The 20,637-nt window shown below is 74.4% G+C and carries 20 protein-coding genes and 1 riboswitch; all 20 genes read left to right on the top strand.

Features of this window, described 5'->3' with window-relative positions; genetic code table 11:
- Positions 1–55: 55 nt before the first annotated feature.
- The 20 genes from C8N24_RS21085 to C8N24_RS20990 all read left to right on the top strand — a co-directional run bounded on the left by C8N24_RS21085 (position 56) and on the right by C8N24_RS20990 (position 20,480).
- Positions 56–652 (top strand): histidine phosphatase family protein, encoded by a 597-nt coding sequence (locus C8N24_RS21085; protein ID WP_121253831.1) that lies wholly within the window; start codon positions 56–58, stop codon positions 650–652.
- Entirely contained in the window at positions 649–1,695 is a 1,047-nt protein-coding gene (locus C8N24_RS21080; RefSeq protein WP_121253829.1) for a CobD/CbiB family cobalamin biosynthesis protein, read from the top strand. The genes C8N24_RS21085 and C8N24_RS21080 overlap by 4 nt, the downstream gene beginning before the upstream one ends.
- Positions 1,692–3,149: a cobyric acid synthase gene (locus tag C8N24_RS21075; protein WP_121253826.1), complete on the top strand. Its 1,458-nt coding sequence runs from the start codon at positions 1,692–1,694 to the stop codon at positions 3,147–3,149. Before C8N24_RS21080 ends, C8N24_RS21075 begins: the two co-directional genes overlap by 4 nt.
- The gene (locus C8N24_RS21070) at positions 3,134–6,586 is read left to right on the top strand and encodes a cobaltochelatase subunit CobN (protein WP_121253824.1); all 3,453 of its coding nucleotides are present in this window, start codon (positions 3,134–3,136) and stop codon (positions 6,584–6,586) included. Before C8N24_RS21075 ends, C8N24_RS21070 begins: the two co-directional genes overlap by 16 nt.
- Complete coding sequence (locus C8N24_RS21065; RefSeq protein WP_121253822.1) at positions 6,583–8,334, top strand: VWA domain-containing protein; 1,752 nt, start codon at positions 6,583–6,585, stop codon at positions 8,332–8,334. Before C8N24_RS21070 ends, C8N24_RS21065 begins: the two co-directional genes overlap by 4 nt.
- Positions 8,331–8,921: a cob(I)yrinic acid a,c-diamide adenosyltransferase gene (cobO, locus tag C8N24_RS21060; protein ID WP_121253820.1), complete on the top strand. Its 591-nt coding sequence runs from the start codon at positions 8,331–8,333 to the stop codon at positions 8,919–8,921. The genes C8N24_RS21065 and cobO overlap by 4 nt, the downstream gene beginning before the upstream one ends.
- Positions 8,918–10,198 (top strand): cobyrinic acid a,c-diamide synthase CobB, encoded by a 1,281-nt coding sequence (locus C8N24_RS21055; protein ID WP_121257876.1) that lies wholly within the window; start codon positions 8,918–8,920, stop codon positions 10,196–10,198. The genes cobO and C8N24_RS21055 overlap by 4 nt, the downstream gene beginning before the upstream one ends.
- Positions 10,189–10,857, top strand: a complete 669-nt coding sequence (cobI, locus tag C8N24_RS21050) for a precorrin-2 C(20)-methyltransferase (protein ID WP_121253818.1) — start codon at positions 10,189–10,191, stop codon at positions 10,855–10,857. The genes C8N24_RS21055 and cobI overlap by 10 nt, the downstream gene beginning before the upstream one ends.
- Complete coding sequence (locus C8N24_RS21045; protein WP_121253816.1) at positions 10,854–11,588, top strand: energy-coupling factor transporter transmembrane component T family protein; 735 nt, start codon at positions 10,854–10,856, stop codon at positions 11,586–11,588. The genes cobI and C8N24_RS21045 overlap by 4 nt, the downstream gene beginning before the upstream one ends.
- Positions 11,585–13,321, top strand: a complete 1,737-nt coding sequence (locus C8N24_RS34735; protein ID WP_147447916.1) for a CbiX/SirB N-terminal domain-containing protein — start codon at positions 11,585–11,587, stop codon at positions 13,319–13,321. The genes C8N24_RS21045 and C8N24_RS34735 overlap by 4 nt, the downstream gene beginning before the upstream one ends.
- Complete coding sequence (locus C8N24_RS21035; protein WP_121253811.1) at positions 13,318–14,118, top strand: precorrin-3B C(17)-methyltransferase; 801 nt, start codon at positions 13,318–13,320, stop codon at positions 14,116–14,118. Before C8N24_RS34735 ends, C8N24_RS21035 begins: the two co-directional genes overlap by 4 nt.
- Positions 14,115–14,837: a uroporphyrinogen-III C-methyltransferase gene (gene cobA / locus C8N24_RS21030; RefSeq protein WP_121253809.1), complete on the top strand. Its 723-nt coding sequence runs from the start codon at positions 14,115–14,117 to the stop codon at positions 14,835–14,837. The genes C8N24_RS21035 and cobA overlap by 4 nt, the downstream gene beginning before the upstream one ends.
- The gene (locus C8N24_RS21025; protein WP_121253807.1) at positions 14,813–15,457 is read left to right on the top strand and encodes an energy-coupling factor ABC transporter permease; all 645 of its coding nucleotides are present in this window, start codon (positions 14,813–14,815) and stop codon (positions 15,455–15,457) included. The genes cobA and C8N24_RS21025 overlap by 25 nt, the downstream gene beginning before the upstream one ends.
- Entirely contained in the window at positions 15,454–16,245 is a 792-nt protein-coding gene (gene cobM, locus C8N24_RS21020) for a precorrin-4 C(11)-methyltransferase (RefSeq protein ID WP_121253805.1), read from the top strand. Before C8N24_RS21025 ends, cobM begins: the two co-directional genes overlap by 4 nt.
- On the top strand, positions 16,238–17,380 hold the full coding sequence (cbiE, locus tag C8N24_RS21015) for a precorrin-6y C5,15-methyltransferase (decarboxylating) subunit CbiE (RefSeq protein WP_211340082.1): 1,143 nt from the start codon (positions 16,238–16,240) through the stop codon (positions 17,378–17,380). Before cobM ends, cbiE begins: the two co-directional genes overlap by 8 nt.
- Positions 17,377–17,736, top strand: coding sequence for a cobalamin biosynthesis protein (locus C8N24_RS21010; RefSeq protein ID WP_121253801.1), 360 nt, complete (start codon positions 17,377–17,379; stop codon positions 17,734–17,736). The genes cbiE and C8N24_RS21010 overlap by 4 nt, the downstream gene beginning before the upstream one ends.
- The gene (locus tag C8N24_RS21005; RefSeq protein ID WP_121253799.1) at positions 17,724–18,305 is read left to right on the top strand and encodes a precorrin-8X methylmutase; all 582 of its coding nucleotides are present in this window, start codon (positions 17,724–17,726) and stop codon (positions 18,303–18,305) included. Before C8N24_RS21010 ends, C8N24_RS21005 begins: the two co-directional genes overlap by 13 nt.
- Positions 18,302–18,829 (top strand): bifunctional adenosylcobinamide kinase/adenosylcobinamide-phosphate guanylyltransferase, encoded by a 528-nt coding sequence (locus tag C8N24_RS21000; protein ID WP_121253797.1) that lies wholly within the window; start codon positions 18,302–18,304, stop codon positions 18,827–18,829. Before C8N24_RS21005 ends, C8N24_RS21000 begins: the two co-directional genes overlap by 4 nt.
- A complete protein-coding gene (locus tag C8N24_RS20995; protein ID WP_121253795.1) occupies positions 18,826–19,782 on the top strand; it encodes an aminotransferase class I/II-fold pyridoxal phosphate-dependent enzyme in 957 nt (318 codons plus the stop codon). Before C8N24_RS21000 ends, C8N24_RS20995 begins: the two co-directional genes overlap by 4 nt.
- Positions 19,779–20,480 carry an adenosylcobinamide-GDP ribazoletransferase gene (locus C8N24_RS20990; protein WP_170179288.1) on the top strand — a complete coding sequence of 234 codons (702 nt, stop codon included), beginning with the start codon at positions 19,779–19,781 and terminating at the stop codon, positions 20,478–20,480. The genes C8N24_RS20995 and C8N24_RS20990 overlap by 4 nt, the downstream gene beginning before the upstream one ends.
- Positions 20,459–20,604: riboswitch (cobalamin riboswitch) on the top strand. Its footprint overlaps the gene before it by 22 nt.
- Positions 20,605–20,637 lie beyond the last annotated feature (33 nt).

Here is a 20,637-nt window from a genome sequence, read left to right as displayed (position 1 = left end):
TCTTCGCGGGCCCCCACCGACGGGACGCGTCATCCCGAGGAGGTCTGTTGTTCATATGCGGCGGCTCCTGCTCGTGCGCCATGCCTCCACGGCCGCTGTCCGCGCGGCCGCGTTCGGCGCGGACGAAGCGCTCGACGCCGCCGGCACCGCCGCGGCCGCCCGTCTGGCCGCGCGACTCCCGCGGGGCGAGGTCCTGATCTCCCCGGCCCGCCGAGCCGCCGAGACCGCCGCGGGCCTGACCGTCACGCGCGTCGAGCCCGCCCTCGCCGAGTGCGACTTCGGCGCCTGGGCCGGCCGCCCCCTCGCCGAGATCGCCTCCGCCGAGCCGGAGGCCGTCCACGCCTGGATGACCGACCCCGACGCCGCCCCGCACGGCGGCGAGTCGCTCACCGCGCTGCTCGCGCGCGTCCGCCGCTGGCTGGACGACCAGGCCCAGCAGGACGGCACCGGGATCGCCGTCACCCACGGCGGCGTGGTCAAGGCCGCGGTCGTGACCGCCCTCGACGCGCCCGCGAGCGCCTTCTGGCGGATCGACGTCGCCCCCGTCTCGATCACCGAGCTGCACGCCCACGACGGCCGGTGGACGGTGACGCGCGTGAACGAGCGCGAAGTTAAACGTCCTGGACCTTTAAGTTCGGACGTGGCGGCATGACCGCGGCCGGGATCGTGCTCGGCGTGGGCGGCGACGCCGTGTTCGGGGACCCGCGGCGCTTCCATCCCGTCGCCGGGTTCGGGCAGACGGCCGCTGCGTTCGAGCGGGTCGTGTACCGGCCGACGCTCGGCGCGGGCGCGGCGTACGCGACCGTCCTCGTGGGCGGCGCCGCGCTGCTCGGAGCGGCGCTCGAGCGTGTCCTGCCGCGGTCGGCCGCGCGTGGGGTCGCGTTGTACGTCGCGCTGGGCGGGCGCTCGCTGGCGCGGGAAGCGCTGGCGGTCGCGGACCTCGTCGATCGCGGCGAGATCGAGGCCGCGCGCGTGCGCATCCGGTCGCTCGTCGGGCGTGACCCGCAGGCGCTGGACGGCTCGGAGCTGTGCGCCGCGGCGATCGAGTCGGTCGCCGAGAACACCGTCGACGCCGTGATCGCGCCGCTGTTCTGGGCCGCGGTCGCGGGCGCGCCGGGCGTGCTCGCGCACCGCGCCGTGAACACCTTGGACGCGATGGTCGGCCGCCGCAACGAGCGGTACGCGCGCTTCGGCACCGCGAGCGCGCGCGCCGACGACGTCGCGAACTGGCCGGCCGCACGCTTGGCCGGCGCGCTGACGGTCGCGCTCGCCGCGACGGCCGGCGCCGCCGCGGCCTCGCCGCGCGACGCCTCGCCGCCCACACCGCCCGCCACCGCCGCCTCGCCGCCCGCCGCCTCGCCGCCCACACCGCCCGCCACCGCCGCCTCGCCGCCCGCCGCCGCGGCCTCGCCGCCCACCGCCGCGCCCTCGCCGGGCCGGGCCGCGTGGCGCGCGTGGCGCGCGGACGCGTCCGCCCATCCTTCGCCCAACGCCGGCGTCGTCGAGGCCGCGTTCGCCGGCGCGCTCGGGCTCAAGCTCGGCGGGACGCTCGCCTACGAGGGGCGCGTCGAGCACCGGCCGGAGCTGGGCCGCGGGCGTGCGCCCGAGCCGCACGACGTCCAGCGCGCCGTCAAGCTCGCGCGCAACGTCGCGCTCGTCACGGCGGCGCTCGCGATCGCCTGGAGCCGGCGATGAAGGGCGCGATCCTCGTCACCGGGACCGCTTCGGACGCCGGCAAGTCCGTGATGGTGGCCGCGATCTGCCGCTGGCTGAAGCGGCAGGGCGTCTCCGTGGCGCCGTTCAAGGCGCAGAACATGTCGTTGAACTCGACGGTCACGCCGAGCGGGGCGGAGATCGGCCGGGCGCAGGCGATGCAGGCCGCGGCGTGCGGGATCGAGCCCGAGGCGGCCATGAACCCGGTGCTGATCAAGCCGTCCGGGAACCGCAAGAGCCAGGTCCTGGTGATGGGCAAGCCGTACGCGAACGCGACCGCGCGCTCGTACCAGGAGCTCAAGCACGAGCTCAAGGCGCCGGTGGTCGCGGCGCTGGCCGACCTGCGGTCGCGGTATGACGTCGTCGTCTGCGAAGGCGCGGGCAGCCCGGCGGAGATCAACCTGCGGCAGGGCGACCTCGCGAACATGGGCCTCGCGCGCGCGGCGAACCTCCCCGTGCTGGTGATCGGCGACATCGATCGCGGCGGCGTGTTCCCGTCCTTGTTCGGCACGCTCGCGCTGCTCGAGCCCGAGGACCAGGCGCTGATCGCGGGCTTCCTGATCAACAAGTTCCGTGGCGACCCGAGCATCCTCCAGCCCGGCCTGGAGATGCTCAAGGGCCTCACCGGGCGGAAGACGTTCGGCGTGCTGCCCTGGCTCGACGGCCCGTTCATCGACGCCGAGGACTCGCTCGCGCTCCGCCAGGACCACACGACGCCCGGCACGCTCGACGTCGCGGTCATCCGGCTCCGATGGATGAGCAACTTCACCGACGTGGACGCGCTCGCGGCCGAGCCGGGCGTGAGCGTCCGCTACACGCGCTCGCCGGCGGACGTCGAGCGCGCCGACCTCGTCGTCTTGCCCGGCACGAAGGCCACGGTCGAAGACCTCAAGCGGCTCCGGGACGACGGCCTGGACACCGCGCTGCAACGCCGCAACGGCCCGATCCTCGGCATCTGCGGCGGCTACCAGATGCTCGGCCACGCCATCGAGGACGGCATCGAGTCGGCCGACAGCGCGACCGGCCTCGGCCTTCTCGACGTCAACACGACCTTCGCGCCCGAGAAGCTGCTCCGCCAGGTCCGGGGCACCGTCTTCGGCCTCCCGGCCTCCGGGTACGAGATCCGCCACGGCCGCGTCGACCGTGACGAGCCGCTGATCCAGCAGGAGGACGTCCTGGGCACCGCCTGGCACGGCCTCCTCGAAGGGGACGAGGTGCGGCGCGCGATCCTCAGCTGGGTCGCGGAGCGCACCGGCCGCGACTGGACCCCGGGCACCCGCGCGTTCGCCGACGTGCGCGAAGCCCACCTCGACCGGCTCGCGGACTGGTTCGGCGAGCACGTCGACGCCCCCGCGCTCATCAACCTGATCGAACAAGGCGCCCCGGAAGGGCTCCCGACCATCCCGCCAGGAGGCACCGCGTGCTCCGTCTTTTGACCACGGCCGACACCGAGATCCTCGCCGCCGCGCATGCGCTCAAGCAGCTCGACGCCGACTTCCCCGAGGTCCGCTGTGCCAACCCGAGCACGCTCGAGGACATCCCCGCGTTCGCCGACGGCGCGCGCGTGATCGTCGTGCGCCTCCTCGGCGGCCGCCGAGCCTGGCCGGAGGGCATCAACGAGCTGCGCGCGCTCGCCGAGCGCAACGGCACCGCCCTCATCCTCCTCGGCGGCGAGGCCGACCCCGACGCCGAGCTGGCGGAGCTGAGCACCGCGCCCGCCGGTGCCGTCGGCCAGGCCTTCGAGTACCTGCGCCACGGCGGCGTCGACAACACGCGCGAGCTGCTCACCTTCCTGAGCGACACCTTCGCGCTCACCGGCTTCGGGTTCGAGGACCCGCAGCCGCTCGAGGACGTCGGCTTCTACCCGGAGAACCCGGCCCGCGACGGCCGCCCGCGCGTCGGCGTGGTCTTCTACCGCAGCCACTTCGCCACCGGCAACACCGCGTTCATCGACGCGCTGAGCGCCGCGATCGAGGACGCCGGCGGCCAGCCCGTCCCCGTCTGGGCGTACAGCCTGCGCGGCGACTCGCCCGCGCTCAGGCTCCTCGACGGCGAGATCGACGCGCTGATCACCACAGTGCTCGCGTCCGGCGGCAGCCACGCGGGCGACGAATGGCACGCCGAGGCGCTCGAGGCGCTCGACGTCCCGGTCATCCAGGCGCTGTGCGCGACCACGTCCCGCCAGCGCTGGGCCGAGTCCGACGGCGGCCTCACCCCGCTGGACGCCGCCATGCAGGTCGCGATCCCCGAGTTCGACGGCCGCATCATCGGCGTCCCGATCTCCTTCAAGGAGCCGATCCCGGACTCGCCGTTCGAGGCGCTCCACTACGCGCCCGACCTCGAGCGCTGCGGCCGCCTCGCGCGGCTGGCCGTGAACCACGCGCGCCTGCGCACGCTCGACCGGAGCGAGCAGCGCACCGGCATCGTGCTCAGCTCGTTCCCGACCAAGCACGCGCGGATCGGCAACGCGGTCGGCATGGACACGCCCGCCAGCGCGATGGTCCTGCTGGAGGCGCTCAAGCAGGCCGGCCACACGGTCGAGCACGACTACGAGGACGGCGACGCCCTCATCCACGCGCTGATCGCGACGGGCGGCCACGACCAGGACTTCCTGTCGGACCACCAGCTCGCCCAGGCGACGAGCCGCCTCCCCGTGGCCGAGTACACGGAGTGGTTCAACTCGCTTCCCGAGGGGCTGACGAAGCCGATCCTGGACACGTGGGGCCCGCCGCCCGGCGAGCACTACACCGATGGCGACGACTTCGTGATCGCCGTGCTCGAGCTCGGCAACGTGATCCTCGCGATCCAGCCGCCGCGCGGCTACGGCGAGAACCCCGTCGCGATCTACCACGACCCGGGCCTCGCGCCCGCCCACCACTACCTCGCGACCTACCGCTGGCTGAGCCAGCGCGTCGACGCGATCGTCCACCTGGGCAAGCACGGCACCCTCGAGTGGCTGCCGGGCAAGGCGCTCGGCCTGTCCGAGGCGTGCGCGCCGGACGCCTGCCTGGCCGACATCCCGCTCTTCTACCCCTTCGTCGTCAACGACCCCGGCGAGGGCATGCAGGCCAAGCGCCGCGCGCACGCCGTCGTGATCGACCACCTCGTGCCGCCGATGATGCGCGCCGAGACCTACGACGAGCTGGCCAAGCTCGAGCAGCTGCTCGACGACTACGCGCGCGCCGAGGCGCTCGACCCCGCCAAGCTGCCGACGCTCGCGAACCGCATCTGGACGCTCCTCCACGAGGCCGAGCTGCACCGTGATCTCGAGATCGAGGAGACCGAGCAGCCCGAGCTGGAGGACTTCGGCGACCTGATCGAGCACGTCGACGGCTACCTGTGCGAGATCAAGGACCTGCAGGTGCGCGACGGCCTGCACGTGCTCGGCCAGGTGCCGCAGGGCGAGCAGCTGCGCGGCCTGCTGAACGCGATCCTGCGCCTGCAGGGCTTCCCCGAGGCGGTGCCGGACTACGACCGCCAGCTCGAGATCCTCGGCGCCTTCCTGCACGACGGCACCAAGACCGGCGACCCGGCGACCGACAAGGTGCTCGAGCTGGCCGAGACCGAGGTCCTGCCGAAGCTGCTCGCGACCGCCGACGAGATCCCGGCGCTGATCGGCGGCCTCCACGGCCACCACGTGCTCGCGGGCCCGTCCGGCTCCCCCACGCGCGGGCGCCTGGACGTCCTCCCCACCGGCCGCAACATGTACAGCGTCGACCCGCGCGCGCTGCCGTCCGACCTCGCGTACGAGACCGGCACCAAGCTCGCCGACGCGCTGCTCGCCTCCCACGACGAGCTGCCGGAGACCGTCGGCATCGTCGTCTGGGGCACGGCCGCCATGCGCACCGCCGGCGACGACGCGGGCGAGATCCTCGCGCTGCTCGGCGTGCGGCCGGTCTGGCACCCCGAGACGCGCCGCATCAAGGGCCTGGACGTGATCCCGCTGGAGGAGCTCGGCCGTCCCCGCATCGACGTCACCGTGCGCATCTCCGGCTTCTTCCGCGACGCGTTCCCCCACCTCGTGGACGTGCTCGACGACGCCGTGACGTTGGTCGCCGGCCTCGACGAGCCGGTCGAGCAGAACTTCGTCCGCAAGCACGTGCTCGCCGACGTCGAGGAGCTCGCGGGCGACTGGAAGGCCGCGACCGCGCGCATCTTCGGCGGCCGCCCGGGCACGTACGGCACGGGCATCCTGCAGCTCGTGGACGTCAAGAACTGGCGCGACGACGCCGACCTGGCGGAGGTCTACGAGGCCTGGGGCGGGCACGCCTACGGCCGCGGGCGTGGCGGCGCCGAGGCGCGCTCCGCCATGCGCCGCCAGTTCGCGCGGATCGACGTCGCGGTCAAGAACATCGACACGCGTGAGCACGACCTGCTCGACAGCTCGGACTACTTCGCCGAGCACGGCGGCATGATCGCCTACGTCCGCCACCTCTCGGGCGCGGACCCGCGCGCGGTCATCGGCGACTCGTCCGACCCGTCCAAGCCCGCCTCGCGCTCGCTGGCCGAGGAGGCGCGCCGCGTCTTCCGCTCGCGCGTGGCGAACCCGCGCTGGATCGGCTCGATGATGCGCCACGGCTACAAGGGCGCGTTCGAGCTGTCCGCCACCGTGGATTACCTGTTCGGGTACGACGCCACGACCGGCGTCGTCGAGGACTGGATGTACGAGCAGGTGACCGAGAAGTACGTGGGTGCGGAGGAGGTCCGGGACTTCCTGACGCGCTCGAACCCGTGGGCGCTGCGCGCGATCGCCGAGCGGCTGCTCGAAGCGGCCGACCGCGGCCTGTGGGCGGCGCCGTCGCAGGCCTCGCTCGACACGCTGCGTGAGGCGTACCTCGACGTCGAGGGTGACCTGGAGGAAGCGTCGACGTGAGCGTGTTCCCGTTCAGCGCGTTGGTGGGCCAGGAGGACCTCCGCGAGGCGCTGCTCGTGTGCGCCGTCGACCCGGCGATCTCCGGCGTGCTCGTGCGCGGCGAGCGCGGGACGGCGAAGACGACCGCCGTGCGCGGGCTCGCGCCGTTGCTCGACGGCGCGCTGGTCGAGCTGCCGATCGGCGCCACCGCCGACCGCGTGCTCGGCACCCTGAACCTGGACCGCGCGCTCGGCGAAGGCAGAGCCACGTTCCAGCCCGGCCTGCTCGCCAACGCGCACGACGGCCTGCTGTACGTGGACGAGGTCAACCTGCTGCCCGACCACCTCGTGGACGTCCTCCTCGACGCCGCCGCGCTGGGACGCGTCCATGTGGAGCGCGACGGCATCTCGACGAGCTACGACGCGCGCTTCCTGCTCGTCGGCACGATGAACCCCGAGGAAGGCGACCTGCGCCCGCAGCTGCTCGACCGCTTCGGGCTCTCGGTCGAGGTGGTCGGCTCCGGCGACCCCGACGTGCGCGTGGAGATCGTCCGCCGCCGTCTGGCGTTCGACCGCGACCCGGCGGCGTTCACCGCCCGCTTCGCGGACGAGGAGCGCGCGCTGGGCGCGACGATCGCCGCCGCGCGTGAGCGGCTGGCCGCCGTCCGCCTCCCCGACCGCATCCTCCTCCTGATCGCGGGCACGTGCGCGCGCCTGGGCGTGGACGGCCACCGCGCCGACATCGTCACCGCCCGCACGGCCACGGCGCTCGCGGCGCTGGACGGCGACGACGAGGTCACGCAGGAGCACGTCAAGCGCGCCGCCAAGCTCGCGCTCGCCCACCGTCGCCGCCGCGGTCCGCTCCAGCAGCCCGGCCTCGACGACGCCGAGCTCGACCAGGCGCTCAGCGACTCCGAGCCCGATGACGAGCCGGACCCGACCCCGCCCCCCAGCGGTGGAGGAGAAGAAGCACCGTCACCTGGGGACCACGGTGCGCCACCACCGGAGGATCGTCCGTGGCGTGAAGGCGCGCCTTCACGTGAGCGGATGGACGCCCCGGGCACCCCGGGCAAGCCTCCCTTGCTGACCCTGGAGGGCAAGGGCCGCGGCGCCGCCGGCCGGCGCAGCCGCACCACCACCGGCGAGCCGGTGGACTCCAAGCCCGCCGACGGCACCGTGACCGACCTCGCGCTCGCCGCCACGCTGCGCGCGGCCGCGGGCCGGCCCGTCACGCGCGAGCACCTGCGTGAGCACGTCCGCTCCGGCCGCGAGGGCAACCTGATCGTGTTCTGCGTCGACGCGTCCGGATCCATGGGTGCGCGGCGGCGGATGGCGCAGGTCAAGGCGGCGGTCCTCGGGCTGCTCACCGACGCGTACCAGCGCCGGGACAAGGTCGCGCTCGTCAGCTTCAGCGGCGACGACGCGGTCGTGCACCTGTCCCCCACGAGCAGCGTCGAGCGCGCTGCCGAGGCGCTCCGGACGCTGCCGACCGGCGGCCGCACCCCGCTCGCACGGGGCCTCGAAGAGGCGGAGCTGATCATCCGCACCGAGCAGCGCCGGGACCCCAGCCGCCGCGCCCTCGTGGTGGTCGTCACCGACGGCCGCGCGCACGACCGCGAGGCCGCGCTGCACGCCATCCAGTCCCTCGCGAAGACCGCCGCCGGCCTCGTGGTGCTCGACGGCGAGCAGGGCCCCGTCCGCCTCGGCCTCGCCGCGCAGCTCGCGCAGGCGGCCGGCGCGCAAATCCTTCCTTTGGAGCAGGCCGCATGACCGAGATCGACGTCCCGCACACGCCCGAGGACAAGGGCTCGAGCGAGCCCAAGCGGCGCAAGCCGCGCGACAAGCCGCTGCTGATCGTCGTCACCGGCCACGGCAAGGGCAAGTCGACGTCGGCGTTCGGGATGCTCCTGCGCGCGTGGGCCCGGGACTACCGCTGCGGCGTGTTCCAGTTCGTCAAGTCCGGCAAGTGGAAGGTCGGCGAGGCGAAGGCGGCCGAGAAGCTCGGCGGCATCGACTGGGAGAAGATGGGCGACGGCTGGACGTGGATCAGCCGCGACCTCGAGGAGTCGGCCGACAAGGCGCGCGAGGGCTGGGCGGAGGTCAAGCGCCGGATCGAGTCCGAGCGCTACGAGTTCCTGCTGCTCGACGAGCTCACGTACGCGATCAAGTACGGCTGGATCTCCGAGGAGGAGATCGTGACGACGCTGAAGAACCGGCCGGGCTTCCAGCACATCGTGATCACGGGCCGCGACGCGTCGCCCGGGCTGATCGAGGCCGCGGACCTGGTGAGCGAAGTCGTCAAGATCAAGCACCCCATGGATCAGGGCATCAGAGCGCAGCAGGGGATCGAGTGGTGATCCCGCGGATCGTCATCGCGGGCACCAGCAGTGGCGCCGGCAAGACGACGATCGCGACCGGGATCATGGCCGCGCTCTCGAACGTCGCCGCGTTCAAGGTCGGCCCCGACTTCATCGACCCCAGCTACCACGCGCTCGCGACCGGTCGCCCCGGCCGGAACCTGGACGCGTTCCTGAGCACGCCCGAGCTGATCGCGCCGCTGGTCCGCCACGGGTCCAAGGGTGCCGACATCGCCGTGATCGAAGGCGTGATGGGGCTCTACGACGGCGCGTCCGGCCGCGGCGAACTGGCGTCCACCGCGCACGTCGCCAAGCTGCTGCAGGCACCGGTCGTGCTCGTCGTCAACTGCGAGGCGATGGCGCGCAGCGTGGCCGCGATCGTCCATGGGTACCGCACGTTCGACCCCGACGTGAACGTCGCGGGCGTGATCCTCAACCGCGTCGGCTCGTCCTTCCACGCCGACATCCTGCGCGAGGCGCTGCCGGACATCCCGGTGCTGGGCGCGCTGCACCGCGACGCGAACCTCGAGGTGCCCGAGCGCCACCTCGGCCTCGTGCCGGTCGCGGAGCGCGCGCCTCGCGCCCGCAGGGTGATCGAGCACCTCGGCGAGGCGGTCAAGCAGCACCTGGACCTGGACGCGCTCGTCAAGCTCGCGCAGGCCGCGCCCGAGCTGCCCGGCGACGCGTGGGCGCCGCGCGAGGAGACCGCGAAGGTGCGGGTCGCGATCGCCCGCGGCCCCGCGTTCTCCTTCCACTACCAGGAGAACCTCGAGCTGCTGGCGGGCGCCGGCGCCGAGCTGGCCGAGTTCGACCCGCTGCACGACGAGGCGCTCCCCGAGGCGGACGCGCTGATCCTCGCCGGCGGCTTCCCCGAGGTGTTCGGCTCCGAGCTCTCGGCCAACACCGCGCTGCGCGAGGAGATCGCGCGCTTCGACGGCCCGATCCTCGCCGAGTGCGGCGGCCTGCTGTACCTCGCCGAGACGCTCGACGAGCGCCCGATGTGCGGCGTGCTGCCGGTCGAGGCCCACATGGGCGACCGGCTCACGCTCGGCTACCGCGAGGCGACGTCGCTCTCCGACCATCCGGTGTGGCCGGCCGGAACCACCACGCGCGGCCACGAGTTCCACTACTCGAAGGTGTCCGCGGCGGGCAACGCGTGGGAGCACCAGCGCGGGCGCGAGGGTCACGTGCAGGGCAACGTCCACGCGTCCTACCTGCACACGCACTGGGCGGCGACGCCCGAGGTCGCGGACCGGCTGGTGGCGGCGTGCGGCTGATCGGCATCGGCGTGGGTCCGGGCGACCCCGAGCACCTGACGTTGAAGGCGCTGCGCGCCCTGAAGGAGGCCGACCGCGTGTTCGTGCCGTCGCTCGGACGGGCGGCGGAGATCGTGTCCGAGCACGTCGAGTGCACGCCGCTGGACTTCGCCATGAGCGACGCCGCGAGCCGCGACGAGCACTGGGACAAGGCCGGCGCGCTGATCGCCGAGGTCGCCCGCGCCGGCACCGCCGCCTTCGCCACGATCGGCGACCCGAACGTCTACTCGACCTTCACCTACATCGCCCACACCGTGCGCGCCTTGCTGCCGGACGTGACGATCGAGACGGTGCCCGGCATCACCGCGATGCAGGACCTCGCGTCCCGCACCGGCACCGTGCTGGCCGAGGGCGAGGAGCGGCTCGCGCTCGTCCCGTACACCGCGGGCGACGACAAGCTGCGCGAGGCGCTGGCGAGCTTCGACACCGTGATCGTCTACAAGGGCGGCCGCCATCTGCCGGACGTGCTGCGCGCCGTGGACGAAGCGGGCCGCGAGCCCGTGTACGGCGAGGAGCTCGGGCGGGCGAAGCAGACCCTCGTCGCCCCGGACGGCCGCGCGCCGTACTTCTCGACCGTGATCGCGCCGCCCCGCCGCGCGGGCCGCGGAGGCCGCCTGTGAGCCAGGCCCACCAGCAGGAGGTCAACGCGACCGTCGAGACGGCGCTGCACCGCGCGCCGGCCGAGTGCAAGGTCGCGGCGACGATCCTGTTCGTGGTGGCGGTCGCGCTCGTCCCGCGCGGGCACCTCGTGTGGCCGTACGCGATCGACGCTGCGATCCTGCTCGCCGTGGCCGTGTTCGCGCGCGTCGATCCGCGGATGCTGGCCGGTCGGCTGGTGATGGAGATCCCCTTCGTGCTGTTCGTGGTCGTGCTGCCCTTCGTGGCGGAGGACGGCTGGTGGCTGGCCTTCGGCATCCTCGCGAAGGCGACCCTGGCGGTGCTCGCGACCGGCGTGCTCGCCTGGACGACGCAACCGGCGGAGATCCTCCGCGGCGCCGAGCGGCTCGGGATGCCGCGCCAGCTCGTCGCCATCGCCGGGTTCGCCATCCGCTACCTGCAGGTGCTGACCGACGAGGTGCGGCGGATGCGCCTCGCCCGCACGCAGCGCGGCGACGCGGCCCGCTGGCTGTGGCAGTCGCGCGCGGCCTCGCGAGGCATGGGCGCGCTGGCGCTGCGCACGTTCGAGCGCGGTGAGCGCGTGCACACCGCGATGCTCGCGCGCGGCTACGACGGGCGGATGCCGACGCTGCACCTGACCCCGGCCGCGTCGCCGCTGGCGTGGGTGGGCGCGGCGATCGTGCCGCTCGCCGCGGTGGCCGTGCTCGTGATCGCGCGGGGGTGGGTCGCGTGACCGCGCACGACCGCGCCGACGCGTCCTCGCCGGCCGCCGGCACGCTCGCCGCCCCCGCGGCGGCCGCCCCGCCGTCGCTCATGGTCGTCGGCCACGGCACCCGTGACGCCGACGGCACCGAGGAGTTCTGGACGCTCGCCGAGCACGTGCGCGAGGCCGCCGGCGACCTGTCGGTCGGATTCGGCTTCATCGAGCTGGCCGAGCCGCTCGTGGACGCCGGCATCGACGAGCTCGTCGCCCGCGGGAGCCGCTCGGTCGTCTCCGTGCCGCTCGTGCTGCTCGCCGCCGGGCATCTGAAGAACGACGGCCCCGCCGCGCTCACCCGCGCGCGGTCTCGCCATCCCGGCGTGCACTTCCACATGGGTCGCGACCTCGGGATCGAGCCGGTCGTGCTGGAGATCGTCGAGGAGCGTGCCCGCGCGGCGCTCGGCGACGTCGCCGAGGACACGGCGGTCGTGCTCGTCGGGCGCGGCTCGAGCGATCCCGACGCCACCTCCGACCTGTACAAGGTCGCGCGGCTGTTGTCGGACAACCGCGGGCTGGGCCTGGTCGAGCCGGCCTTCGCGGGCGTCGCCAAGCCGACCGTCGCCGAAGCCCTGGAGCGCTGCCGCCGCCTGGGTGCGACGCGGATCGCCGTCGTCCCGTTCTTCCTGTTCACCGGCATCCTCGTCCCGCGCATCTACGCGCAGGCGGACGAGTTCGCCGCCCAGCACCCCGACCTGGCCGTGGTCGCCGCCGCGCACCTCGGGCCGGACCGGCGGCTCGCCCGGCTCGTGATCGAGCGCTACCGCGAGGCGCTGCACGGCGACGTGCGGATGAACTGCGACCTCTGCACGTACCGCGTGCGCCTGCCCGGCTACGAGGACAAGGTCGGCACGCCGATCTCGTTGACGCCGCACGGCGACGGTCCGGCGCGCGGCTCGCGCCGGTCCCGCCGGGCCACGCGCGCGCCGCTCGTGCTGCCCGCGCTCCGCCCCGCCGCGCCGGTCGAGCCCGGCCCGACGATCCTCTCGATGCAGGATCTCCGCTACGCGTATCCGGACGGCACGGCCGCGCTGGAGGGCGTGAACCTGGACGTGCGCGCCGGCGAGCGCGTCGCGATCCTCGGGCCGAACGGCGCGGGCAAGACGACGCTCGCCCTGGCCGCGTGCGGCGCGATCGAAGAGCTCACCGGCACGGTCTCCGTCGCCGGCGTCGGGCTGTCGAACCGGACCCGCAACGAGATCCGCCGCCGCGCCGGGATCGTCTTCCAGGACACCGACGACCAGCTCTTCATGCCGACCGTCGAGGAGGACGTCGCGTTCGGCCCGGCCAACCAGGGGCTCGAGGGCGAAGCGCTGCGCGCGCGGGTGGACGAGGCGCTGCAGGCCGTGCGCATCCACGAGCTGGCCACGCGCGCCCCGCACTCGCTCAGCGCGGGCGAGCGCCGTCGCGCGGCGATCGCGGGCGTGCTCGCGTGCCGGCCGGACGTGCTGATCCTCGACGAGCCGACCGCGGCGCTGGACCCGGCCGCGCGCCGCGAGCTGCTGGACGTGCTGCGGTCGTTGAAGCTCACGACCCTGCTGGTGACGCACGACCTCCCCTACGCGCTCGAGCTGTGCCCGCGCGCCGTCGTGCTCGACAACGGCCAGGTCGTCGCCGACGGCCCCACCCGCGAGGTGCTGGCCGACGAGGGCTTCATGCGCGCGCACCGGCTCGAGCTGCCCGCCGGCTTCAACCCCCTCGTCGCATGAGCGGCCTGTGGATCGTCGGCCTCGGCCCGGGTGGCCCTGAGCACCGCACCGCGGCGGCGGAACGGGCCGTGCGCGAAGCCGAGGTGGTAGTCGGCTACGGGCCGTACGTCGACCAGTGCGCGGACCTGCTCGGTGAGCAGGAGGTCGTGCGCGGCAAGATGGGCGAGGAGCTGGCGCGGGCGCGCGAGGCGGTCGAGCGGGCGAAGAGCGCGCGCGTGGCGCTGGTGTCGTCCGGCGACGCCGGCGTGCACGGCATGGCCGCGCGCACGCTCGCGATGGCCGAGGGCATCGACGTGACGGTCGTGCCGGGCGTCACCGCGGCGCTGGCGACGGCCGCGCGCCTGGGCGCGCCGCTCGCCGACGACTGGGCGACCCTGTCGCTCTCCGACCTGCATCTCTCGCTCGAGACGGTCGAGCGCCGCCTGACGGGCCTGGCGATGTCCGGCGTCGCGCTCGCGCTCTACAACCCGCGCTCGAAGACGCGCACCGAGCCGTTCGACCGCGCGTTGGCGATCCTGCGGCAGCACCGCCCCGGGGACACGCCGGTGGTGGTCGCGACCGACGTCGCCCGCGCGGGCGAGACGCTCGAGCACGCGACGCTGGCGACGCTCGACCCGTCGACGGTCACGATGCGCTCGCTCGTGCTGGTCGCCGGCGAGACCGCGATGTGGTCGGGCGAGTGGCTCGTCGCGCTGCGCGACCTCGCGCCGATCACCGCCGCCACGCCCGCGCCCGTCACGCCCGCCGCCGCGCCGCCCACCGCACCCGCTTCCCCCGCCCATGGCGGTGCCGCGTGACCGTCCACCTCGTCGGCGCCGGCCCGGGCGATCCCTCATTGCTCACCCTTGCGGCCGCCGAGCTGATCCGCGGCGCGCGGGTCGTGGTCTACGACCGGCCCAGCATGGACGCGATCGTCGCGCTCGCGCCCGAGGCGGCCGAGCGCCACGTCGTCGGGCTCGCTCCCGGGCAGCGCGCGCTCCCTCAGGCCGAGGTGAACGCGCTGCTGGTCGAGCTCGGGCGCCAGGGCGACGTCGTGCGGCTCAAGAGCGGCGACCCGTTCGTGGCGTCGCGCGGCGGCGAGGAGGCGATCGCGCTCCGCGACGCCGGCATCGCCGTCAACGTCATCCCCGGCGTGTCGTCGGCGCTCGCCGCGCCGGCCGCGGCCGGGATCCCGCTGATGCTGCGGCAGAACTCGGTCACGGCCACGTTCGTCTCCGGCGACGACGATGACGAGCACGCCGAGCCGCCGGACTGGCACGCGCTGGGCGCGCTCGGCGGCACCCTGGTCATCCTCACCGGCCGCGGCCACATCCGCCGCATCTCGGCCGCCTTGATCGAGGGCGGGCGCGCGCCGGACACGCCGATCGCCGCCATCAGCGCCGCTTCCCGCGACCGCCAGAAGATCCTGCGCGGCACGCTGACCGACCTGCCCGCCCCCCTGCCTCCCCCCGTCACCTTCGTGGTCGGCACCGCCGCCGCGCTGGAGCTCACGTGCACATCCCCGACGGCTTCCTGACCGGCGAGGCCGCGGCGCTCGGCTTCGTGCCGGCCGTGATCGGCGTGGGCGTCTGCCTGCGCCGCGCGGCCGCGACCGCGCGCGAGAAGGACGTGCCCGTGGCGGGCCTGGCAGCCGCGTTCTTCCTCGTCGGCGAGGCGCCGTTCGTCCCGCTGACGGTCGGCACGAACGCGCACCTGCTCGGCGGGGCGCTGGCGGTCGCGCTGCTCGGGCCGTGGCTCGGGGCGCTGACGATCACGACCGTGTGCCTGATCCAGGCGCTCGTGTTCGGCAGCGTCGGGTTCACCACGCTCGGGCTGACGATCACGAACCTCGCGCTCGTGCCCGCGTTCCTCGGCTATCCGCTGCTGGTCGCGCTGCGGCGTCCGCTGCCGTTCCCGCTCGCCGCGGGGATCACCGCCGCGATCTCCGTGATGCTCGCGGCGCTCATCTTCACGTTCGAGATGACCGTGGGCGCCGACCACGCGATCGACCGCGGCACGCTCGCCGCCTCGATCCTCGGCCCGTACGCGATCGTCGCGCTGATCGAGGGCGTGCTCACCGCGCTGATCATCAAGGCCCTGCTCGGGCTCAGACCCGACCTCGTCCGCGCGCGAAGAAGAGAGACCGTCCCCGCATGAGCACCGTGTTCTTCGTCGGCGCCGGGCCGGGTGCCGCCGACCTGCTGACGCTCCGCGCGGCGCGCATCCTCGGCGAGGTCGACATCGTGATCTGGGCACGGTCCCTCGTCGACCCGGAGGTGCTCGCGCACGCGCCGCAGGCCGAGCAGATCCCGTCCGACGACAAGACGTTCGACGACGTGCTCGCGATCTACAAGCGCGCCGCCGAGGAGGGCCTGGACGTCGCGCGCGTGCACTCCGGCGACCCGACCCTCTACGGCACGTTGCACGAGCAGCTCGGCGCGTGCCGGGCGCTCGGCCTGGACACCGTGATCGTCCCGGGCGTGTCGTCGCTGTCGGCCGCGGCCGCCAGCCTCGGGCAGGAGCTGACGGTGCCCGACGTCAGCCAGTCGCTGATCATCACCCGCCGCGCGCAGCGGACGAACATGCCGCCCAACGAGCAGCTCCAGGCGATGGCCGCGCACGGCACGACGATGGCGCTGTTCCTGTCCGTCCGCCGCCCGCGCGAGCTCCAGCAGGACCTGCTCGACGGCGGCTACGCGCCGGACACGCCGACCGCCGTCGTGTACAAGGCGAGCTGGCCGGACGAGATCGTGTTCCGCTGCCGGTTGGACGAGATCGGGGTGAAGATCCGCGAGGCCAAGATCACCACGCAGGCGCTCGTGCTCCTCGGGCCCGCGCTCGGGAGCGCCGAGAACGCGGGGCAGTCGCACGTCTATGACCCGGGCTACGGCCACCGCTACCGCCGCCTCGGCGCACCGAGCCGGTACAGGAAGAAGCGTGCCTGAGCTGCACGTCCTGGGTGTGGCGGGCGGCGCCGTGCCGCCGGGGACCGAGTCGCTGCTCGCGGGCGCGCAGGTCGTCGCGGGTGGCCGTGCCGTGCTCGAGCGGCTCGCGCCCGGCAAGGAGCACGTCGTGCTCGGCAAGGACCTGGACGCGACGCTGCGCGCGCTGGTGCAGCGCGCCGGCGTGGTCGTGCTCGCGTCCGGCGACCCCGGCTTCTTCGGCATCGTGCGCGCGCTCTCGGCGCTGACGCGGGAGCTCGTCGTCCACCCAGCGCCCTCGTCGGTGGCGGTGGCGTTCGCGCGGCTCGGGATCGCCTGGGACGATGCGCTCGTCGTCTCCGCCCACGGCCGTGACCCGCGCGCCGCGATCAACACCGCGCTGCGCCACCCGAAGGTCGCGATCCTCACGCAGCCGGGCAACGCGGAGGCGATCGTCGAGGCGCTCGCGGCCCGCCACCCGGTCGTGGCCGAGGCGCTCGGGACACCGGACGAGCGCGTGCCCGCCACACCGCCGTTCAACGACCCGAACGTCGTGATCGTGCACGAGCCGACCACCGGCCGCGCGACGGTCTGGCCGCCGCGCACGCCCACCCGCTGGGGACTTCCGGAAGCCGACTTCGAGCACCGCCGCGGCCTGATCACCAAGGCCGAGGTGCGCGCGCTCGCGCTCGCCGCCCTCGGCCCGGGCACCGGCGACCACGTCTGGGACGTCGGCTGCGGCAGCGGCAGCGTGGCGATCGAGTGCGCGCGGCTCGGCGCCGCGGTCACCGCGATCGACGACGACGCCGACGCCATCGAGCTCGCCACCCGCAACGCCGCCGCCCACGGCGTGCCGGTGACGACGGTGTGCGGCACCGCGCCCGACGCCCTGCGCGCCCTGCGCGCGCCCGACGCCGTGTTCGTCGGCGGTGGCGGCGCGCTGCTGCCCGACATCCTCACGCTCGTCGGCGACACCGACTGCCGCACCGTGGTCGTGACGCTCGCCCTGGTCGACCGCATCGCGCCGACCATCGAGGCCCTGTCCGCGCGCTTCGAGGTGCACGCGACGACGCTCCAAGCCAGCCGCGTCAAGCCGCTCGCGGGAGGCCACCGCCTGGCCGCCGAGAACCCCGTGACCGTGATCGTGGGGCGCCGGTGACGGCGCGGCTCGTCGCCGGCGTCGGCTGCTCGCTCGGGTGCCCGCCCGACGAGCTCGTCGAGCTCGTCGAAGGCGCGCTGCCGGCCGGCGAGCTCGTCGCGCTCGCGACCGTCGACCGGCGCGCCGAGGAGCCCGCGATGCTCGCGGCCGCGGCGCACTTCGGCGTGCCGCTGCGGACGTTCCCGGCGGACGCGCTCGCGACCGTCGACGTGCCGACGCCGAGCGCGGTCGTCGCGCGGCACGTCGGCACGCCGAGCGTCGCCGAGGCGGCCGCCCTGCTCTCCGGCACGCGGCTGCTCGTGCCCAAGACCCGTTCCGAACACGCGACCTGCGCGGTGGCCGAATGCCCAGAGTGATCCATCCGATCGAAGTCGAGAGCTACCGCATCCTGCGGTCGCGGATCGACCTCAGCCATCTGCCGCCGCTGTCGCGCGCGGTCGCCGAGCGCGTCATCCACGCCGCGGCCGACCTGAGCTTCGGCGACAGCCTCGTGCTCGACGAGGACGCGCTGCAGAAGGGCCGCGAGGCGTTGCTCAACGGCGCGCCCGTCTACTGCGACGCCCGGATGGCGGCGGCCGGCATCACGAGCCGCACGCCGATCGTGCCGCTCGACGACCCGCGCGCGAAGACGCCCGAGCCCGGTCTGACCCGCTCGGCGACCGCGATGCGGCTGGCCACGCGGGAAGCACCGGCCGGTGCCGTCTGGGTGATCGGAAACGCCCCCACGGCGCTGTTCGAGCTGCTCGAGCACCCGCCGACCGACCCCGCGCTGATCGTCGGCCTGCCGGTCGGCTTCGTCGGTGCGAGCGAGGCCAAGGAGGCGCTCGCGCAATCGGCCCTGCCGTTCGTGACCAACCGTGGTGAGCGCGGCGGCTCAGCCGTCGCCGTCGCCGCCGTCAACGCGCTCATCTACTACGACGCATGAGCCTCACGCTCGTCCTCGGCGGCCGCCGCAGCGGCAAGAGCTCGTACGCGGAGTCGTTGCTCAGCGGCGGCACGTACCTGGCCACGGCCACCGCCAACGACGACGAGATGCGCGAGCGGATCGCCGTCCACCAGGCGCGCCGCGGGCCCGAGTGGCGCACGATCAACGTCGAGGACGACCTCGGCGCCGCGCTCCAGGAGGCCGGTGGCCCTGTCCTGCTCGACGGCCTCGGCGTCTGGATCGCGGGCGTGATGTACCGCCACGGCGCGTTCGACGACAACGACTCGAGCGCGGTCGACCCGATCGTGCACGCGGGCGTCGCCGCGCTCCAGGCGCACCCCGAGCCGGTGATCGTCGTGGCCGAGGAGGCCGGCCTGGGCCCGGTGCCGCCCGACCCGGCCTCGCGCCGCTGGCTGGACCTGCTGGGCGACGCCAACCAGGCGCTCGCCAAGCACGCCGACCGCGTCGTGCTCGTCGTCGCCGGCCGAACCCTCGACCTCGATAAAGGCCCTGGGCCTGTATGAAGGCGCCGCACGGGGACAAGATGGTCCGGCCGGGCGACGAGGACTTCGCCGTCAACGTCGTCGCCGGCCCGCCGCCCGACTGGCTCACGGACGCCGTCCAGGCCGCCTGGGCGAACATCGGCCCGTACCCGGACGAGACGAAGGCCCGCGCCGCGCTGGCCGCCCGTCACGGCGTCGCCCCCGAGCAGGTGCTGGTGCTCAACGGCGCTGCGGAGGGCTTCTGGCTGCTCGCGGCGACCGTCGACGGCCCCGCGGGCATCGTCATGCCCGCCTTCGGGGAGCCGCGCGCGGCGCTCCGCGCGCACGGCCGCACACCCACGCTGATCGACCGCCCGCCGCCGTTCACGCTGCCCGAGGTGGACGACGAGGTCGCGCTGCTGTTCGTGACCAACCCGTGCAACCCGACCGGCACGCTGCACAGCGCCGAAGCCGTGAGCGCGCTCGCCCGCCCCGACCGCACGCTCGTGGTCGACGAGAGCTTCATGGACTTCGTCGCCCACCCGCAGCCGTCCGTCGCCGGCAGCGAGCACACGGTCGTCCTGCGCAGCCTCACCAAGGCGTTCTCGATCGCCGGCCTGCGCGCCGGCTACCTGATCGGCGCGCCCGACCTCGTCGCGCGCCTCGACGCGCGCCGCCAGGCATGGCCGGTGAACGCGCTCGCACTCGCCGCGATGACCGCCTGGGCCGAGCGCGCCGAGGACGACGGCGTGATCGAGCGCACCGCCACGCACCGGGCCGCGCTCGCCGCCCGCCTGCGGCAGGCCGGGCTGCACGTCTATCCCGGAGCCGCGAACTTCCTCCTGGTCAAGGTCCCGCCCGGCACCACCGAGCGACTGCGCGCGGAGGGCATCGCCGTCCGCCCGACCGAGGACCTCGGCCTCGACGACGAGCACATCCGCGTGGCGGTCCGCGAGGACGCCGACCGCCTGATCGCCGCGCTCACCCGCCCGTGAGGACGGCGCTCGCCTTCCTCACGCGGCTGCCGGTCGGCTGGCCCCAGGATCCGGACCTGAGCCGCGCGGCCTGGTCGTTCCCGCTCGTCGGCCTGATCGTCGGCGGCGCCGCGGCCGGGACGAGGGCCGCCGCCGATCAGGCCCTGCCGCCGCTCCCCGCGACGCTGCTGGCCATCGCCGTCGCCGTGCTCATCACCGGTGCCCTGCACGAGGACGGCCTGGCCGACGTCGCCGACGCCACCGGCGCGCACGTCGACCGCGCCCGCAGGCTCGAGATCCTCAAGGACCCGCGGGTCGGCGCGTTCGGGGCGACCGCGCTGATCCTGGCGATCACCCTCGTCGCCACCAGCGTCGCGGCCCTCCCGACCACGGAAGCCGTCAAGACGCTGATCGTCGCGCACGTCCTCAGCCGCTGGGCGATCCTCCCCGTGGGCTTCCTCGAGCCGGCCAAGCCGGGCGGCGCGGGTAGCCTCCTGCGCCCCACGGCGCTGCCGCTCGCCGCGGCCACCGTGATCGCCGCCGCCATCGCCGTCCTCGCCGGCGCCTGGCCCGCCCTGATCGCCGCCCCGGCGACCGTCGCGGCCGCCGCCGTGGCGCTCCAGCGCACCCTCGGCGGCATCACCGGGGACGGCTACGGGGCCACCGCCAAGCTCACCGAGATCGTCGTCTGCATCACCCTGGTCGCATTCTGGGGGTGACGTGCTCTACGATCCGGCAGTCAGCGCGAGGTGCAAGGAAGCCGGTGAGATTCCGGCGCGGTCGCGCCACTGTGTCCGGGCGAACCCCCGGAAGCCAGGAACTGCACCTTCGCGATCCGCACTCTGCACCCGGGACGCTCGATCCCGAGGGAGGAAA

This window comes from Solirubrobacter pauli (assembly GCF_003633755.1).
GTDB lineage: Bacteria > Actinomycetota > Thermoleophilia > Solirubrobacterales > Solirubrobacteraceae > Solirubrobacter > Solirubrobacter pauli.
This window is presented reverse-complemented; position numbering and strand designations above follow the sequence as displayed.

What these genes read in the sequence shown, in the direction of transcription:
- C8N24_RS21085 (WP_121253831.1), top strand. Translation starts at nt 56, where the DNA reads ATGCGGCGGCTCCTGCTCGTGCGCCATGCCTCCACGGCCGCTGTCCGC.
- C8N24_RS21080 (WP_121253829.1), top strand. Translation starts at nt 649, where the DNA reads ATGACCGCGGCCGGGATCGTGCTCGGCGTGGGCGGCGACGCCGTGTTC.
- C8N24_RS21075 (WP_121253826.1), top strand. Translation starts at nt 1,692, where the DNA reads ATGAAGGGCGCGATCCTCGTCACCGGGACCGCTTCGGACGCCGGCAAG.
- cobO (WP_121253820.1), top strand. Translation starts at nt 8,331, where the DNA reads ATGACCGAGATCGACGTCCCGCACACGCCCGAGGACAAGGGCTCGAGC.
- C8N24_RS21035 (WP_121253811.1), top strand. Translation starts at nt 13,318, where the DNA reads ATGAGCGGCCTGTGGATCGTCGGCCTCGGCCCGGGTGGCCCTGAGCAC.
- cobM (WP_121253805.1), top strand. Translation starts at nt 15,454, where the DNA reads ATGAGCACCGTGTTCTTCGTCGGCGCCGGGCCGGGTGCCGCCGACCTG.
- C8N24_RS21005 (WP_121253799.1), top strand. Translation starts at nt 17,724, where the DNA reads ATGCCCAGAGTGATCCATCCGATCGAAGTCGAGAGCTACCGCATCCTG.
- C8N24_RS21000 (WP_121253797.1), top strand. Translation starts at nt 18,302, where the DNA reads ATGAGCCTCACGCTCGTCCTCGGCGGCCGCCGCAGCGGCAAGAGCTCG.
- C8N24_RS20995 (WP_121253795.1), top strand. Translation starts at nt 18,826, where the DNA reads ATGAAGGCGCCGCACGGGGACAAGATGGTCCGGCCGGGCGACGAGGAC.